General features: G+C 67.2%; 10 protein-coding genes. 2 read left to right on the top strand and 8 right to left on the bottom strand.

The features are described from left to right. Window positions 1-19: 19 nt before the first annotated feature. Window positions 20-490: a hypothetical protein gene (locus tag AC1RJ9_RS20965; protein WP_492839848.1), complete on the top strand. Its 471-nt coding sequence runs from the start codon at window positions 20-22 to the stop codon at window positions 488-490. A 100-nt stretch (window positions 491-590) separates the two neighbouring features. On the opposite strand, the gene AC1RJ9_RS20970 is transcribed toward AC1RJ9_RS20965, so the two are convergent. Further along, window positions 591-1,550 (bottom strand): glycerophosphodiester phosphodiesterase family protein, encoded by a 960-nt coding sequence (locus tag AC1RJ9_RS20970; RefSeq protein WP_492839847.1) that lies wholly within the window; start codon window positions 1,548-1,550, stop codon window positions 591-593. Continuing rightward, window positions 1,550-4,096, bottom strand: coding sequence for a TonB-dependent receptor (locus AC1RJ9_RS20975; RefSeq protein WP_492839846.1), 2,547 nt, complete (start codon window positions 4,094-4,096; stop codon window positions 1,550-1,552). Before AC1RJ9_RS20975 ends, AC1RJ9_RS20970 begins: the two co-directional genes overlap by 1 nt. A gap of 359 nt (window positions 4,097-4,455) precedes the next feature. Between AC1RJ9_RS20975 and AC1RJ9_RS20980 the strand changes: the two genes are divergently transcribed. Continuing rightward, window positions 4,456-5,466 (top strand): ROK family protein, encoded by a 1,011-nt coding sequence (locus AC1RJ9_RS20980; RefSeq protein ID WP_492839845.1) that lies wholly within the window; start codon window positions 4,456-4,458, stop codon window positions 5,464-5,466. 48 nt (window positions 5,467-5,514) lie between these two features. Here the strand turns inward: AC1RJ9_RS20980 and AC1RJ9_RS20985 are convergent, their stop codons facing one another. The 6 genes from AC1RJ9_RS20985 to AC1RJ9_RS21010 form a co-directional block, all read right to left on the bottom strand. Continuing rightward, a complete protein-coding gene (locus tag AC1RJ9_RS20985; RefSeq protein ID WP_492839844.1) occupies window positions 5,515-6,453 on the bottom strand; it encodes a S1/P1 nuclease in 939 nt (312 codons plus the stop codon). Beyond that, window positions 6,450-9,197: a TonB-dependent receptor gene (locus tag AC1RJ9_RS20990; protein WP_492839843.1), complete on the bottom strand. Its 2,748-nt coding sequence runs from the start codon at window positions 9,195-9,197 to the stop codon at window positions 6,450-6,452. Before AC1RJ9_RS20990 ends, AC1RJ9_RS20985 begins: the two co-directional genes overlap by 4 nt. A gap of 102 nt (window positions 9,198-9,299) precedes the next feature. Continuing rightward, a complete protein-coding gene (locus AC1RJ9_RS20995) occupies window positions 9,300-10,415 on the bottom strand; it encodes an ROK family transcriptional regulator (protein WP_492839842.1) in 1,116 nt (371 codons plus the stop codon). A gap of 355 nt (window positions 10,416-10,770) precedes the next feature. After that, entirely contained in the window at window positions 10,771-12,030 is a 1,260-nt protein-coding gene (locus AC1RJ9_RS21000) for a glycerophosphodiester phosphodiesterase family protein (RefSeq protein ID WP_492839841.1), read from the bottom strand. 126 nt (window positions 12,031-12,156) lie between these two features. Further along, window positions 12,157-13,674, bottom strand: a complete 1,518-nt coding sequence (locus AC1RJ9_RS21005; RefSeq protein WP_492839840.1) for an alkaline phosphatase D family protein — start codon at window positions 13,672-13,674, stop codon at window positions 12,157-12,159. Between the two features lie 69 nt (window positions 13,675-13,743). Next, complete coding sequence (locus AC1RJ9_RS21010; RefSeq protein WP_492839839.1) at window positions 13,744-16,242, bottom strand: TonB-dependent receptor; 2,499 nt, start codon at window positions 16,240-16,242, stop codon at window positions 13,744-13,746. Window positions 16,243-16,277 lie beyond the last annotated feature (35 nt).

Below are 16,277 nucleotides of genomic sequence, written 5' to 3' on the forward strand. Positions count from 1 at the left end.
CCGTAACGGGAGAAGATCCATGACGAATGTCGTCGAAGCACCGCGTACGCCTGGAGCGTTTTCAACGGAGCGCGCGGGGGTTCTCTATCACGCCTCGCCGGCGCGGAACCTTGCATCCATTCAGGCCCGGGGGTTACTGCCCGCAAGATCCTCGCGCCGCCTCAAGGAAGATGTGGTGCACCTGACGAGCCAGCTCGGCATGGCCATCCGCTACGCCGAGCAGGGCTTTGGCACCAATGGCGCCGAGGCCTGGATCATCCTGGCGGTGGACCCCGCAGCGCTGGAACCGAGCAGGCTGCGGCCCGATTGGGAGTGCGAGGAAGCCGCGCGCTGCTTCGACGACCTGATCGCGCATGGCTATAGCTCGGCCCAGGTCCATCTCGGCGACTATCCCTGGAGCCTGGGTTTGCAGGTCTTCGGTATGGCCATGTACGCAGACGCTATCGCGCCCACCGCGCTCAGGATCGTGGACGGCCCGCGCCTCTTCTGATGCGTCCCTGGGCGACGTGCGCCTTCGGCCGATCACGGGCGCCAGCCAGGGGTCGGAAACACGACTTCAGACCGCGGCCGTGTCCAACGGGAGCGCACCGTCACCGATGGAGACCCCGTCGTCGCAGATAGGCGAGCAAGGCTTCGGGATGATCGGTCTGGATGATCGTGAAGCCTTGCGCGATGAGCGCGCCCCACACGCCGTCCGGATCGGAGAGCGCCGTGGCGTCGGATACGCCCCCGGCCTGTTGAGGCTTCAGGGAATTGACCCACAAGCGACCGCGGATCCGGGCGACCGAGAACGCGTCGCTGGCGATGAACGCGGGGTCGCCGAAGTTCAGCTCGTAGCCGATCGGGCGATAGCGCCCATAGGCCGCAAGAACCGGATCGAGCGCCTTGGCGCAGGGATCCCCGCTCTTGGTGCTGGCGGCGCACGCGAAGATCACGGGCATGAACATCGACTGGGTCGCGTAGCGGCTAGCCACGAGATTGGCCGCATCGGGCGCATCGCCCGTCTTCATGATCACCTGATGGGCCATGCCGGCGCGCTTCACCGCGTCGAAGATGCGCTCCTGGACGGGATCCTTGGCGTCCATGTTAATCAGTATACGACCCTTGGCGACGGCCAGCGCCTCCTCCAGCGTCGGCACCTGGCGATCCGTCAGGGTGGTCATGTCGCGACCGCCGCCGGCCGGCTTGAGCCGTAGCTTGCGGACATCGTCGAACGTCGTCGCCGACAGCTTGCCGTGACCATCCGTGGTGCGGTCGAGCGTGGCATCGTGCAAGAGGACGAGCCGTCCGTCCGACGTGGCCCGCACGTCGATCTCGATGATGTCGACGCCATGCGCGATGCAGGCGCGGATGCCCTCCAGGGAGTTCTCGGACGCCGATTTCCAGCAGGCGCGGTGCGAGGCGACCAGCACGCCCGGCGCGGTCGGATTGCGCAGCATCCGCGTGTTGGCGACCAGCGAGGTGTCTCGCGAAGTCGCGCAGCCGGTCAGCGCCAATCCCAAGGCCACCAGCAGCGCCAGCGAGCGGATCCCAGTCGATTGCCTGGTCATCAGTTGGCTCCGAGGGCGGCGCGAAGGCCGAACTGCACCGTGCGCCCCGTCGTGAAGCGGCCGTCCGTCAAGGTGGGCTGATAGACCCATTCGTCGGTGTGGGCCTTGAAAAGGTTGAGCGCGTCCAGGGTCAGGGTGATCCCGCGCCGCGCCTTGTAGCGCGCGGCGAAGTCGGCCTGGCCGTAGCCGCTGCGATATTTCAGGCCGTCCTGCGCGTTCGGCGCTTCCCGAAGGAATTGGCTCCGGAAGTTGTAGGCCAGGCGCGCGCTGAATTTGGCGTCTTCGTAATAGCCGATCAGATTGTAGCTGGTTTTGGAGTTTTCCGGCAGTTCATAGGTGAGCGCCGTGCCACTGATCGTGTCCTTGAAGCTGCTGTCGGTATAGGTGTAGTTGGCGATGACGCCGGTGTGGCGCAGCAGTCCCGGCAGGAACGTGAAGGGCTGCTGATAATTGACTTCGACGCCCTGGATCTTGGCCCGGTTGCCATTGACCGGCTGGGTCAGCCGATAGGTCTTGCCCTCATACGTCGCGGGCGTGGTCCTGGTCGCGATGAACGACTCGATGTCCTTGTAGAAATAGCCCGCCGACAGCAGCCCGGCCTTCGCGAAATACCATTCGGCGGTGAGGTCGAACTGGTTGGCGCGGAAGGGCTTGAGGTCCGGATTGCTGGCGGTGATGGTCAGGGCGTTGTCGTCGATCACACGATAGGCCGCCAGATTGCTGAGCGACGGACGCGTCAGCACGCGCGCGGCCGAGGCGCGGACGAACAGCCCATCGGCGGCTTTGTAACGCAGGTTCAGGCTCGGGAGGGCGTCGGTATAGTCGGACTTGACGGCGCGCGGCGTCCGCGCGCCCGCCACCTTGTCGATCTCGACGCCGCTGGACGCCAGCGCGGTGCGCACGACGCGTAAGCCGAGATTGCCCATCAGGGCGCCGCGCTTGTAGGTCGCCGCGCCATAGCCGGCCAAGGTCTTTTCCTCGACGTCGAAATAGCTGGCCAGATCCGAGCCCTTCGAGATGTCGAGGGTCTTGCCGTAGAGGTCATAGCCCTTGTCGAAATCGGCGATGGCGAAGGCATGCGGACCGCTGGCCGCGCCCGGCTCGTCGTCCAGGAAGCCGGTCAGCACGTCGCTGATCAGCGAGAACGGCTCGTTGATCTTGGTGCGGGTGACGGCATAGCGCTGACGCGTCCTTTCGCGATCGCGATATTTCGCGCCGACCTTGAGCTCGACGGCCGGCAGGACCGCGCCCTTGAACTCGAAGCCGGTCGAAAAGTCCTCGTCCCGCGTGTTGACCAGATTATGCCGCGCTTCGGAGGTCAGGTACTGGCCGGGGCTGGCGATGTCGGTCGGCGTGGTGATCGTGTAGTAGTCCCGGTCCTTTCGCACGTCGTAGGCGGCGGGCGCGGTGTTGTCGCCGAAATAGACGAACTCCTCGGAGTCCTGCTTGCTGCGGCTCTTGGTGACGAACGCCTTCAGCTTCCAATGGTCGAACCGATACTCTCCGGTCAGCGAGCCTTGGTACAGGTTGGTCTGGTTGAGCGTCCCGTGGTTCTCCGAGCGCAGCAGCACCGATCCGAAGGAAATTGAGTCGACCACGCCGGCGGCGGTATCGACATCAACGGCCTGGACCGCCTTGCCGGCGGGGAAGTTCCAGATCGGGCTGTAGCGCCGATAGTCCTGCCGGAAATTGCTGTAGAGGCCATCGGCCAGGATGGAGACCTTGTCCGTCGGCTTCCATTCGACGCGACCGCTGGCGGCGATCCGGCGCACGTCCTGCTCTTCGTGAATGAGGCGCGGATACATCACGAAGACATTCGTGTAGTCGTTGACCTTGTCGCCGTTCACGTCGAGCGAGGTGCGCGCCCACCGCACCGCGTCGTAGGATTCCGAGGCCGCGGCGAACTTGTCGAACGAGAGGGCGCCGACCATGCCCAGCGTCGGCGTGACTTGCCCGCCGGCCACCAGCGACCCACGCGGATTGAGCTTGTCGGTGATCTCGTTGTAGTGCCCGCCGCCCGATACGGCGAGCAGCCGCTTCTTCAGATCCAGCGGGCGAATGGTCTCCAGCGCGACCGTGCCGCCGACGCCGCCTTCGTCGATATCGGCGGTCGGGGACTTGTAGACCTCGACCTTCCGGAACAGGTCGGCCGGCAGGATGTTGAAGTTGAAGGTCCGGTCGGCGCCGTTCGTGGGAGCAGCCTGACCGTTGATCGTCACCTGGGTGTATTCCGGTCCAAGACCCCGGATGCTGATCTCATTGCCGACCGCGCCCGCATAGTCGCGCCGGATCTGCACGCCGGAGATCCGCTGAACGGCCTCGGACAAGTTCGACTGGGGGAACGCGGCGATGTCCTCGGCCACGATGGCGTCGACGACAGCCGTCGCGTCCCGTTTCGTGTCTCTCGCCGCCGCGATGCTCGCGCGATAGCCGGTCACGACCACTTCCGACACCCGGACGGCAGCGGCGTCGGACTCGCCGTTCGGAACGGGTTGGGGCTGCGGCGACTGCGCTTGAGCGGCCTGCGCGCTCGCCAGCGCGGCCAAACAACATCCCACGTAAAGCCACGCCTTCATAACAGCTCACCCCTCGCTAGAGTCAGGACCGACCCTCGTTAAGCGGGTGCCTATACGTCCAATGTGACGCTTTAATTTATTACTGCAGAAAAATATGAACCTCCCAGACCACGGACCCGAGGGGTTTATGAAATTGTTGCAGAAAAAGCCTTTTGCGATAGGCGCGGGCGAAGCTAGGGCTAGAGCTCAGCCTGCGCTCAGGAGTTTGCGTGCATCCGCGTCCGGAGATCCAACTCGCCGAAGATCACAAGCGCCTGCTTCGATTGCTTCGAGGCGACGCGCCGCGGTCGCGCATCGAACTGTCACGCCTTCTCGACATCAACAATGGGGTGGTGACCCGCCTGTCTCGCGAACTGATTTCGCTGGGCCTGGTTCGGGAAGCCGAAGCCCAGGCCGGCGCTCGCGGCAGACCGTCCCTGCCCCTGCATCTTCGGCCCGACGGCGCCTATGCGGTCGGCGCGGCGACCCATCCTGGCTGGATCGACGTCTGCATTGTCGATTTCGCCGGAGAACCGCTCGCGCAGAAGAGCTTGCGCTGGGACGAGGGCGAGCCGGAATCCTTCGCCGAGATGCTCGCGCGCGAAGTGGATGCGATCATCGCGCCCCTGCGCCTAAGGCACTCGCGGTGCCTTGGCTTCGGCGTCAGCATTCCCGGCTTCGCGCTGGGCCCCCAGGCGAGGCGTCACACGGTCGAACGGATGCGATCGTGGCGGGACAGAGATCTTTCGCGCGTCCTCGGCGAGGCGCTCGGCGGCCCGACATGGATCGAGAACGACGCCAACGCCGCCGCGATCGCCGAATATTATGATCTCGGCGGCGCGAAGGGCTCCTCGATGTTGGCGCTCTTTCTCGGCCATGGCGTCGGCGGCGGATGCATCGCCCAGGGGCGACTCTTCACGGGCGAATTCGGCAATGCGGGCGAGATCGGAATCTTCTATCCGCTCGATCAGCCACGCCCCTCGGCCGTGGACTTGGTCGAGGCGCTCCAGGCGGCTGGGGACGAGATGGTCGACCTGTTCAATCTCGCCTCACGGCTGGACCGCCACGCGGAGATCGTGGACGCGTGGATTGACCGCGCCGCGCGCCAACTGGAACTCGCGGTTCTGAGCGGTATCGGGTGGTTCGACCCCGCCACGATCGTGCTGTCGGGAAGTTTGCCGGCGCGCGTCCTGGCGCCCCTGGCGGAGAAGCTCAATTCGGTGGCGTGGGCCGAGAAACTGGGCGCGCGGACCGTCCCCGCCATTCGCGCCTCGCGACTTCAGGGGCGCGCCGCGGCCATTGGCGCGGCGTTCCTGCCAATTCATCACATGATAGCGCCGCAGACGGGGGTCGCGCCCTAGCGACCCCCGTACAAAACGCGCGGCGAGCGCCTCAAGTCTGGACCTATGTCAACGCCGCTCGACTTTTGAGGCCTCCGCCGCGGCCGAGCCGGGCGCCAGCGCGACCTCCCAACGATCCGCCAGACGCACCACCGCCCGCGCCAGCCGCTCGCGGATAATCGGCAGCGCGGCGTCGACATAGGCCGCGTCGACCGATAGGCGCGGCCCGACCGTCTTTTCACCCGGGGGGCTAACGACGCACCGCGGCGGAACGCCAAGGCCGGGATAGACGAAGGTCACGGCCACCGCGTACGACTCTTCCGACCAGCGCTCGACGGGGGCGGTGCGCCAGCCGCCTGGCTGGGCGGCCAGGGCGCGGATTGCGTCCGCCCCACCGTCCTGCGCCAGCAGGGCCTCGACCATCGGCTCGTCCCAGACCCAGTGCAACTGGGCCTCGTGGGAGACGCCATCGTCGACGAAGCTGGTCTGTCCCAGATAGGTCACGGGCCGCTTGACCCCGATCCGGTCGCCGTTGTCCGCGGCGTGAAGGGGTTGGTGAATATCCTCGATCGCGTGGGTCAGGAAGGCCAGCGCCTCGAGCCGCTGACGGTCCGAGCCCCGGCGATCGGCCAGTTCGGCCTGGTAGCGGTTGATCGCCCCGGTGGCGCACAGGCCCTCGGGACAGATCGGCTGGCGCACCGTCTCGCACACCGGCCGCGCGTCGTAGTGATGCGGCGCCGTCCAGGCGAAGGTCGGGCGTTTGCGCACGCAGTCGGACCAGGTCGCCGCCTCGTCCAGCGTGGTCAGCGGGCAGCCCTCCACCGGCGTCGCCGCCCCGCTGGCGATCAGCCGGTTCAACTCCGCCCGCGCCGCGGGGGACAGGCGTTCGTAAGCCAGTTCAGCGATCAGCCGGTGGGCGTGCGCGCTCCAGGCGTGGGCCGGATTCGCTCCGCCCAAGGCCAGGGCCAGGGCGAGCGCGCCCATCGTCGCGGTCTTCAGGGGTTTCATCGGCTGGCTCCCGGACGCCAGCTCAAGCCGATCCACACCGTGCGGCCGACATTGAACTGATTGTTGAGCAGGTCCTTGTCGAGTCCCTGGCGGACCACGAACGGCTGCGCGGTAAGGTTCTGGGCTTCGATCACGACGTCGACGCCGGACCTCAGGCGGTAGCGGGCCTGCAGGTCCACCTGCTGGCGCTCGCGTTGATAGAGGTCGCGCCAAGGCGCGTCCTGGTCGACCGACTGTACGGCGTCGCCGACGCGATTGTAGGACACGTGGGCGTCGAAGCCGCCCCGGGCGTAGAAGAGGGTCAGGTTGGCGATATAGTCCGGCTGCTGCATCAGGCCCGAGGTTCGCCGCACCGGCTTGGCGCCGGCCGCCACGCCCGCCGCGCTGGCGGCCAGGTCAAAGCCGCCGTCCAGCAAGGTGAGGTTCGCCGCCAGGCCAAAGCCGCTCAACGGGCCGGTGAGGAACGGCAAGCGATCCTGCACCAGACTGAACTCCACGCCCTTGACCGCCCCCTTGGCGGCGTTCAGCGGCGTCTGCATGCGCACGGCATTGTAGGTGACGCCGCGGAAGACGGTCGGCGGGCCGTCCTGGCCCGCGGTGAAGATCTCGTCCTTCAGGCGCTTGTCAAACACGGCCACCGAGATGAGGCTGTTGCGGCCCAGGTACCACTCGGCCGAGAGGTCGTAGTTGATCGTCTGGCGCGGGCGCAGGTCTGGATTGCCGGTATTGACCGTCAGCGAGCCGTCGGACCCCACCGAATAGGTGGTGCGGGCGGCGTACTGGGCGAAGTCCGGCCGGCCGATGGTCTTGCTGACCCCCGCCCGCAGCTTGAACGCCGAGGTGAGGTCGTAGGTGGCGATCAGGGACGGCAGCAGGAAGTCGTAGCCGCCCTTGCGCGAGGTCGGGACATAGGCCGTGGCGCCGGTCGTGGTCGGGGCCGAGAAGGAGTCGACTCCCACCCGAGTGTCGTCCTCCCGCAGGCCCGCCAGGATGTTGAACCGTTCGCCGCGCCAACCGGCCTCGACATAGGCGGCCTTGGTGGTCTCGCGGTCGACATAGTCGTCCTGGAAGTTGGTGGCCGTCTGATCGCTATAGACGAACTGGTCGGTCATGGTCCGGAAGCGCGCCTCGGCCTTTTTCAGGTCGACCAGGAAATAGGGCGTGCCGGGCGTGGCCAGATTGCCGAACCGCTTGGGCTCCATCACCAGGGTCAGGTCGCCGATCACTTTCTGTGCGGCGGCCGTGGCGGGCACGCGTTCGCGGAAGATGATGTCCCACTTCTGCTTGGTGCGCGTGACCGCCGCCCCCAAGGCCGCGTTGAAGCCGAGGTCGCCGGGGCCGCGATTGTAACCCAGCTCCAGCTTGCCGAAGTCGACCCGCTGGTCGAGGTTCCGGTCGATGTCGCGCCAGTACATGTTGAGATAGTTGGCCGGGTCGTTGACGATCGCCGGGTCGTTGAAGGTCAGCCGCGGTCGGCCGTCGGTGATGACGTAGCTGTAGCCCGATTGCGGGACGAAGACGTTGGACGACGCCACCCCGGGACGCGGGGCAGTGTCGTACTTGACCATGTTCCATTGTTCGCGATAGCGCGCGGCGGAGTCCGAAACCCAGGCCGAGAGCTTCATCTTGGGCGCCAGTTCGAACTCGCCTTTCAGGCTGACCAGATAGGTCCCGCGCTTGGTGGGCTGGTTCGAAATCCCCTGCTGGATGTCGCCGAGCGAGAACTTGCCGGTCGTGGCGGTCGGCGTGACCAGGGCCGGCGGATTGGCCCCCGCGTTGTCGGGCGTGCCGCCCGCGCCGGAGGGGTTGGGCCGGGTCAGGAACTCGTAACGGTTCTCGACGTCGTTCAGGGAATAGTAGCCGGCCGAGGCCGTCACGGCCGCGCGCGGGCTTGGCCGCCATTCCAGCTTGCCGTTGACGCTGGCGCGCTCGCGCATGTTGTCGAAGCGGTAGCCCTGGGCCGCGACCGGCGACAGGAAGCCGGTCGCCGAGAGGCTGGCGAACGGCGTGCGTGTCCCCTGGCGGGTGATGTAGCTCCAGGCGGTTCCTTCCGTGCCGTAGATCTCGGCGTTGGAGGTGGACGGAAGACGTTGGTACTCAGCCGCCAGCACCACGCCCAGCGTCTGGCTGAGCAGGGCCGAGAAGGTGGCGTTGGCGCGGACCGAGCGCGTCTCGTCGGAGACCAGCTCGCCTGCCGTCGAGTTGCGGCCGACGAAGGCCTCGCCGGTGAAATAGCGATCCTGGCCGATCGCGAAGGCGCTCTTGGAGACCAGATTGATCTGGCCGCCCAACGCATGGGGATCGTCGGCGGCCGTGATCGTCTTGATCACCTGCACCTGCGAGACCAGCGTCGCCGGCAGCAGATCGAGGCGCGCCCCGCGATAGGTCTGGTCGGCCGAGGCGATCTGCACGCCGTCGACCGTGGTCAGGTTGTAGCGCGGATCCAGGCCCCGGATCGTCGCCCGCTGGTAGAGGTCCCGGTTCTTGGTGGGATCGGCGCCGGAATTGACCGACACGCCCGCCACGCGCCGCACCGCCTCGACGATGTTGAGATCAGGCAGCTGGGCGATATCGTCCTGGCTGACGCTATCCAGGATCTGGTCGCCGCGCCGCTTGGTCTCGACCGTCGCGCGCGCCGAGGCGCGGTAGCCGGTGACGATCACGGCCTCGACCGTGTCGGACGACTGGGCCAGGGCGGGCGTCGCCGGCAGAGCCAGGGCCAGGGCCAGGGCGGCGGAGGCCATCAGGCCTCGCCTCAGCGTGGATGATGATAGGCGCGTGCGCATGCGATCCCCCGTGATTGACGGAGGGATATTTAATTATTCTCTGAGAAAGAATAATGACAGTCAGGCGATCCAGGGCGTGAAAAGATGGGCGCGGAACGGAAGGGCCGCGGCGCCCAGGGCCATGGCGTCGGCGCCCAGGGCCGAGGCCAGGATCCGCGGCAGCGGCCGCTCGACCCCTCGTCGCGGACGCTCCAGGTGCAGCTCGCCGACCTCGATCAGGCGGCGGATCAGCGCCTGCGGCGCCAGTCCGCCGATGACGATGAGGTCCGGGTCCCCTACCCCGGCGACGGCCGAAAGGATCTGCGACAGCGGCGCGCGGCAACGTTCCAGCCATTCGTCGATCGGCCAGGCCGGGTCGAAACGCGCGACGAGGTCTCCGATGCCGGCCAGCGGCAGGCCTTTGGCGCGCAGGTGGTCGAGCAGTCCCAACAGCGTGGGCCGGTCCGCCCTCATCGCCTGCGGCAGGATGGTGGTCAGCTCCCCGGCATTGCCGTGCGCGCCGCGCAGAGGCGCTCCATCGAACACCAGTCCCCCGCCCAGGCCATAGCCGATGGAGACATAGGCGAACGAGCGGTTGTTGACGCCATGGCCATACAGGCTCTCGCCGATGGCCGCGGCGTTGCCTTCGTTCTCGACCTGCACGGCATAGCCGAAGGCCTCCCCCAGCTCGCTCTCGAGGTCGACCAGGGACCATTCGTCGAGTCCGCCGGCGAGGTTGAGCTCGGGTCCGGGGCCGACGAAATAGCCCGGCGCGGCGAAACCGATCCCGACCACCCGGCCAGGATCGGCGCCGGTCTCGGCCAGCAGTTCGGCGAGACCGGTCGCCGCGCGCCGGGTGGTCGCGATCCGGTCGGCGACATCGCCTTCGATCACGCGCCGCGCTCGCACCTGACCGGTCAGGTCCGCGAGCACCATGGTGATGGTGTCCGTGGTCAGGCTGAGGCCGAAGCTGAACGCCGCGTCGGGCGCCACAGAGAGCGGCAGGCTTGGCTGCCCGGGTCCGGCGGCCGCGCGTGGTCCTCCGGCGACCAGCAACTCCTGTTCAAACAGGGCGTCGCAGATACGGAACACACTGGGCGTGCTGAGGTCGATGGTCCGCGCCACCTCGGCGCGGGAGATCGGTCCCCGCTCCAGGATCAGCGACAGCACGCGTCGCGCGTTGAGATTGAGCGCCAAGCGCCCCTGGTCCCGCCCCGTCTTCGTCAAAGCCACACCATGCGATCCGGGTCCTTGCTCCGCTCGCCGTGGAGTCGCCTGATCGCTGGAGCAGCGTCAACCGCTTAGGCGATGAAAGATCGCCTCTCGCGGGCTTCATCGCGCGATTGGAGGCCCCTGCGGATGCTCTCGACTCTGGCGAAGAAGAAAAGCCCCTCCCCCACAACGCCAACGTCCGCGCCATCGGTTTCGCAAGCCCAGATCGCGATCACGCCTGCCGAGCTTCCGCCTGTTCTGACGGACAAGCGCTGACAATATCGGCAAGCGTGATCGCGAGGCCCAAGGAGGACATCTCCCCGAGCGCTCTGAATTTTGGCTACCGGCCAATCCCTCGCAGCCCTTTGCCGTAGAGGTACACGATCAACTCTTCGGGGCGGTCGGTCAGGAACATCGTCGCGCCGGCCTGCAGAAGGCGCCCCCAATTGGCGTCGGGGTCATAGAGCGCCAGCTTGTCGCTGTAGCCACCGCAGGTCGCGCCCCAGAAAGGTTCGGCCCAGGCCCGAGCGCCGGACGCGCGGATTGAGGGCGCGCCGGCCTCCAAGTAAGGGAGGTTGGTGAAGATCACCGTATAGGCCGCCGGCTTATACTGGGCGTGGGTCTTCACGATCTCGGCCAGCGGCGGGCCGCTGCTGGTCACGCGCTGCAGATAGTTGACCCGCTTGAGCAGCGGCACCTGCTCCATCAGGGCGTCGTCGCGCCCCGCCGTCATCTTCAGCGTGATCTGGTCCAGCATGCCCAGGCGCTCCAGCAACGGCAGTGAGTCAGCCCAGACGCGCTTGAGATCCACGCCCTTGGCGTCGAGATCGACCAGGATTTTGCCGTTGGTGACCTTTAGCGCCTCCTCGAAGGTCGGTACGGTTTCGCCGGTGAGAGGCGCGCCGTCGCCGCCTTTGCCCAGTTTGAGGCGCAGCTTCTTGATCTCGGCCAGGGTGTGCTCATCGACGCGGCCCACGCCGTTGGTGGTGCGCTCCAGGGTCTGGTCGTGCATCAGCACCAGGACGCCGTCGGACGTGTGCTGGACGTCGGTCTCGATCACATCCACGCCGACCTCGATGCAACGCTTGAAGGCGGCGATTGAGTTTTCGGGCTCCTTGAACTTGCCGCCCAGGGTGATCGCCCAGCTGTCATTGAGATCCAGCGTGTAGTCGGCCTGGACGTCCTTGACCCGCTCGCGGACATTGAAGTTGACGCTGTTGGAGGTGGTCAGCGGATAGTTGCCCGGATTGGCCAGATAGTCCGGATTGAGGAAGCTGATCGACGGCACGCCATCCAGGCCATAGCGGTAGCCCAGCTGTGCGGTGGCCGCGGTCAGGAAGGCGACGCCCGGGCCGCGCTCATCCCACTTGGCCTGTGAGAAAGAGCCACGCACGTCCAGCTTGCCGCGCCCGAAATCGTAGGCCACCCGGGCCTGGGCCACGTCGATCGGCTTGGAGATCACGAACTTGACCCGCGCCTGGGTACCCCCGCCCGTGGACGGACTCGTAATCTGCGGCGCGCCGACGGGCGTCACGACCTGGCCGTAACGGGTCTCGTCGTCGTCCTGGGTGTAGTGGCTGTAATAGAGCGAGGCGCGCAACTGGTCGTTGGGCCTGTATTCCAGCGTGCCCGAACCACCGAACCGCTTCGAGGTCAGGGTGTAGTCCAGATAGTTGCTGCGCGCGCCGCACGGCCCGGGGTCAATGGCGAGGATGAGCCGCCGACGCTACACGGTTGTCCGCGCGCCCGGGCGCCGATCCTCGATCGTGAACCGCGCCAGGCTTTGAGCGGCGCCAGTGGGGTCGGCCTGGTCGGCGACGGCGCGAAGGTCGACGTCCAACCTCGCTGGGGTCGCCTCGATCAGGGTGTAACCCGAGTGTTCGATGTCGGCGAAGCGCACGTCGGGGTTCAGGGCGCGCACGTCGCCGTAACGCCCCGATGGCGCGTGACTGGCGGCCAGACAGGTGGTCACGAGTTCCGTCGCCACCGGCGGCGCGCCAGGCGGGCCATCGCGCAGGTCGTTGATCATGTAGGCATGGATGTCGCCGCTCAGGACCACGGCGTTGCGCACCGACGGGCGGGTCATGCCGCGCATCAGGCGGTCGCGCGCGGCGGCATAGCCATCCCACTGGTCAGACATGACGCCCTCCGGCGTCTCGATCGGCGCGAGCACCGTTTGCTGGGCCAGCAGGGTCCAGCGCCCACGTTCGCCCTTCAGCGTCTGGTCCAGCCAGGCCTCCTGGGCCGCGCCCAGCATGGTGCGGTCGGGCGCGGTCAGAGCGGGGCAGTCGCGGCGCGGTCGGTTGCCGCTCTGGCCTGGCGGATTGCAGGCCTGGGGCGAGCGATACTGGCGCCCATCCAATACCGGCAGGCTGACCAGATCGCCCCAGGCCAGGCGTCGATACAGCCGTGGCTGGCCCGGCCGCGCCCACAGACTGGGTCGCACCGGCAGGTGCTCGAAATAGGCCTGGTAGGCGGCCGCCCGCCGGCGCGCGAAGACCGCCGGATCCAGCCCCTTCAAGTTGGCCAGGTCGGCATAGTCATTCTCGACCTCGTGGTCGTCCCAGGTCACGACCCAGGGCGCCAGGCGATGGGCTTCGCGCAAGTCAGGATCGGACTTGTAGATCGCGTGGCGGCGGCGATAACCGTCCAGGTCCGTGGGCTCGGGCGTGTCGAAGCGGCGAACCTTCGGAAACTGGGCGTAGCTGTTCTCGTAGATATAGTCGCCCAACTGCACGATCAGGTCGGGCTGGGCGGCGACCATGTCGCGATAGGCGGTGAACCAGCCCAGCTCGAAGTGCTGGCACGAACTGACCGCGATCCGAGCCCGTTCAGCGTACTCGGGCGCGGTGGCGGTGCGGCCGACCGGGCTCACCGCCCCCAGGGCGTGGAAGCGATACCAGTAGGGTCTGCCGGGCCGAAGGCCCGAGATCTCGACGTGCAGCGAATGGCCCAGGACGGGCGTCGCCGCGCGGCGGCCGCGTCGCACGATGCGGCGGAAGGCCTCGTCCTCGGCGACCTCGTAGACGACGGGCACGGCCGGGGCGTCGAGGGGCGCGCCGTCGGCGCTCAGCCGGGTCCAAAGGACGAAGCCGTCGGTCGACGGATCGCCGCTGGCCACGCCCAGTCCGAAGGGCTCGGCGCGCGCGGCGCGGCGGATTTCCAGTCCTTGCGTTGCCGTCGCGCGAGCCAGGAAAAGGCCGGTCGAGGCCGCCATCATCGCGCGGCGTGTCAGCAGCGACATCGCTATATCCAGTCAAGAGAACACGAGGTGGAGGCGATCCGGCCTCGGAGAGACCGGATCGCCCCGCGATCAGAAGTCGAACCGCGCGCCAATCCCGTAAGTGGCCGGCGCGCCGACCAGACGGGCCGCGCCGTTCAGCTCGGGGAAATAGACCTCGTCGGTGATGTTGCGACCGTAGGCGTAGAGCGTCCAGTTCGACGGGGTGGACAGGTCCACTCGGGCGTTGACCAGGGTGTAGGCCTTGGCCGTGTTGCCCGGCGTGGCGTTCAGGCGGTTGGATTCCTCGCCGTGGCGGGTGACGCCAACGCGGCTGCGCAGCGACCAGCCTGCCTTCAGCGTGATGCTGTGGTTCAGGCTGGCGGTGGCCGAAAAGTCCGGCGCGCCCGGCAGCGGATCGCCAACGGTCTGCAGCACCTCGGCCACCCGGTTGGACGAGAACGACAGGACCTCGGTGTCGAGCCAGGCCGCATTGACGTCGAAGGTCAGTTGCTGGCGCTCGGTGCGCAGCAACTGGGCGCTGAGCGCCACCTCGACGCCCTTGCTGCTGGCCTTGCCGACATTGGCGCGGCCGTTGGTGTCGTTGGCCAGACGCGTCGTGGCCTGCAGTTCGCTGAAGCGATAGTCGAACGCGTCCAGCGACAGACGCAGGCGCGGCGTGGTCCAGCGCAGGCCCGCCTCGTAGGCGCGCACGGTCTCCGAAGCGAAGGGCTTGGTCTCGGCCACCGTGAAGATCGAGGTGCCGTCGAAGCCGCCGCCGCGATAGCCTGTGCCAGCCGACACGAACACGTTCAGAGCCGACGTGACGTCGTACTTCACGGTCAGGCGGCCCGAGACGTTGTCGTCGTCGAACTTCTCGTCCCATGCGAACGGGTTGGTGGTGGCGAAGGTGGTCGTGAAGGTGCTGATGCCCCACGGATTGTGGTCGACGTTACGGCCGACATAGTGAGCGTTGTCGCGCGTGTAGCGCAGACCCGCCGACAGCTGCAGGCGCTCGAGCAGGTGGTAGTCGGCCTGGCCGAACAGGGCGAAGCTGTTGCGTTCCTGGCGGTGCAGGTTGTCGTAGTTGGTCAGCGCCGAGTAGCTGATCCAGTTGGTGTTGAACTTGACGTCGTCGGTCACGTAGAAGGCGCCGGCGATCCAGTCCAGCTTGCCGCCCGTGTCGTCGGCCAGGCGCAGTTCCAGCGACGACTGGCTGAGCTTCTCGTTGGCGTCGAAATACGAGGCCGGATAGGGCGAGCCATCGCCGTTGCCCTGCACCGAACGCTTGCTGCCCTGCCAGCCGCCGATGGCGGTGAAGTTCAGGTTCTCGCGGACCTTGTGGCTGAAGCTCGCCGAGCCGCCATATATGTCGATGCGCTGGGTCGGATAGCCCGCCGAATAGAACTCGTAGGGATCGTCATTCTCGCCAGCGTTGGCGACCGTGGCGTCCTGGGCTCGCGAAATCCGGTCGTACTGGCGGGTGTCACCGCGGTCGCGGCTGCCAAACAGCTTCACGACGAGATCGCTCTCTGGCGCCATCTTGAAGTCGAAGGTGGCGCGGCCAGCGAACAGGTCCTTGTCGCCAAAGCCTTTGCGGCGGCCCGGATCGACCAGCGGCGGCGCCTGGGTCTGGACGACGCCCTTGACCGATGGGCGATAGCCAGCCAGCAGGCCCGCGCCCGCCCCGGTCATGAAGCCACCACCGTTTTGGGCCAGCACGGCCAGGCGGACGCCGACGGTGTCGCTGACCGGTCCGCCGACCGAGGCTTCCATCTCGGTGTAGTCATAGCTGCCATATTCGACGCGGCCGGATCCTTCGAGCGCCTCGCCCGGGCCTCGGGTGATGGCGTTGATGACGCCGGCCGTGGTGTTGCGGCCATAGAGCGTGCCCTGCGGGCCCTTGAGCACCTCGATGCGGTCCAGGTCGAACAGCGGCATGCCCAGATAGGCGTTCGAGGTCTGGTAGACGCCATCGACATGCAGGGCGACCGAGGGGTTGCCGTTGGGCTTGTAGTCATCGGCGCCGCCGATGCCGCGGATGCTGATCAGACCGTAGTTGGTGCCGCCGAAGGCGTAGTTGACCGACACGCCCGCGACCTGGTCGACCAGATCGACGACGTTGGTGATCCCGCGACGCTGGGCGTCGCCGCCTTCGACGACGGTCACCGCGATCGGGACGTTCTCGATCCGCGCCGAACGCTTCTGGGCCGTGACGATCACTTCCTCAAGTTCGGCGACGACCGGATTTTCCTGCACCGAGATCAGGAAGGTGCGCGGTCCGGTGGCCGTCGCCTTCAGGCCCGAACCCGCCAGGAGGTCACGCAGCGCCTCCGCCGGCGGGCGAGTTCCGATCACCGCGTTGGCGCGCTTGCCCTTCACCAGGTTCGACGCATAGAGCACCTGCACGTCGGCTTGCTTGGCGAAGGCCGGCAGGGCCAGTTCCAGCGGCTGGGCTTGTAGGGAAAAAGCCGCTGGCGGCGCGCTGGCCTCCTGCGCCAGAGCCGGCGCGGCCGCGCTCAGGACGGCGATGGCGCAGCAGGCCATGAGGCCGCGCCGAAGGCCGGCGGCGTGGGAAATTCGGTTCGTCATCGTGCTTTCCTAGGCAATCGCCGGCCCCCGTAGAC

It is taken from the genome of Caulobacter sp. GW822-FHT07D08 (assembly GCF_058798735.1).

Coding starts and splice junctions, on each gene's coding strand:
- AC1RJ9_RS20965 (WP_492839848.1), top strand. CDS start 20: ATGACGAATGTCGTCGAAGCACCGCGTACGCCTGGAGCGTTTTCAACG.
- AC1RJ9_RS20970 (WP_492839847.1), bottom strand. CDS start 1,550: ATGACCAGGCAATCGACTGGGATCCGCTCGCTGGCGCTGCTGGTGGCC.
- AC1RJ9_RS20985 (WP_492839844.1), bottom strand. CDS start 6,453: ATGAAACCCCTGAAGACCGCGACGATGGGCGCGCTCGCCCTGGCCCTG.
- AC1RJ9_RS20990 (WP_492839843.1), bottom strand. CDS start 9,197: ATGGCCTCCGCCGCCCTGGCCCTGGCCCTGGCTCTGCCGGCGACGCCC.
- AC1RJ9_RS21005 (WP_492839840.1), bottom strand. CDS start 13,674: ATGTCGCTGCTGACACGCCGCGCGATGATGGCGGCCTCGACCGGCCTT.
- AC1RJ9_RS21010 (WP_492839839.1), bottom strand. CDS start 16,242: ATGACGAACCGAATTTCCCACGCCGCCGGCCTTCGGCGCGGCCTCATG.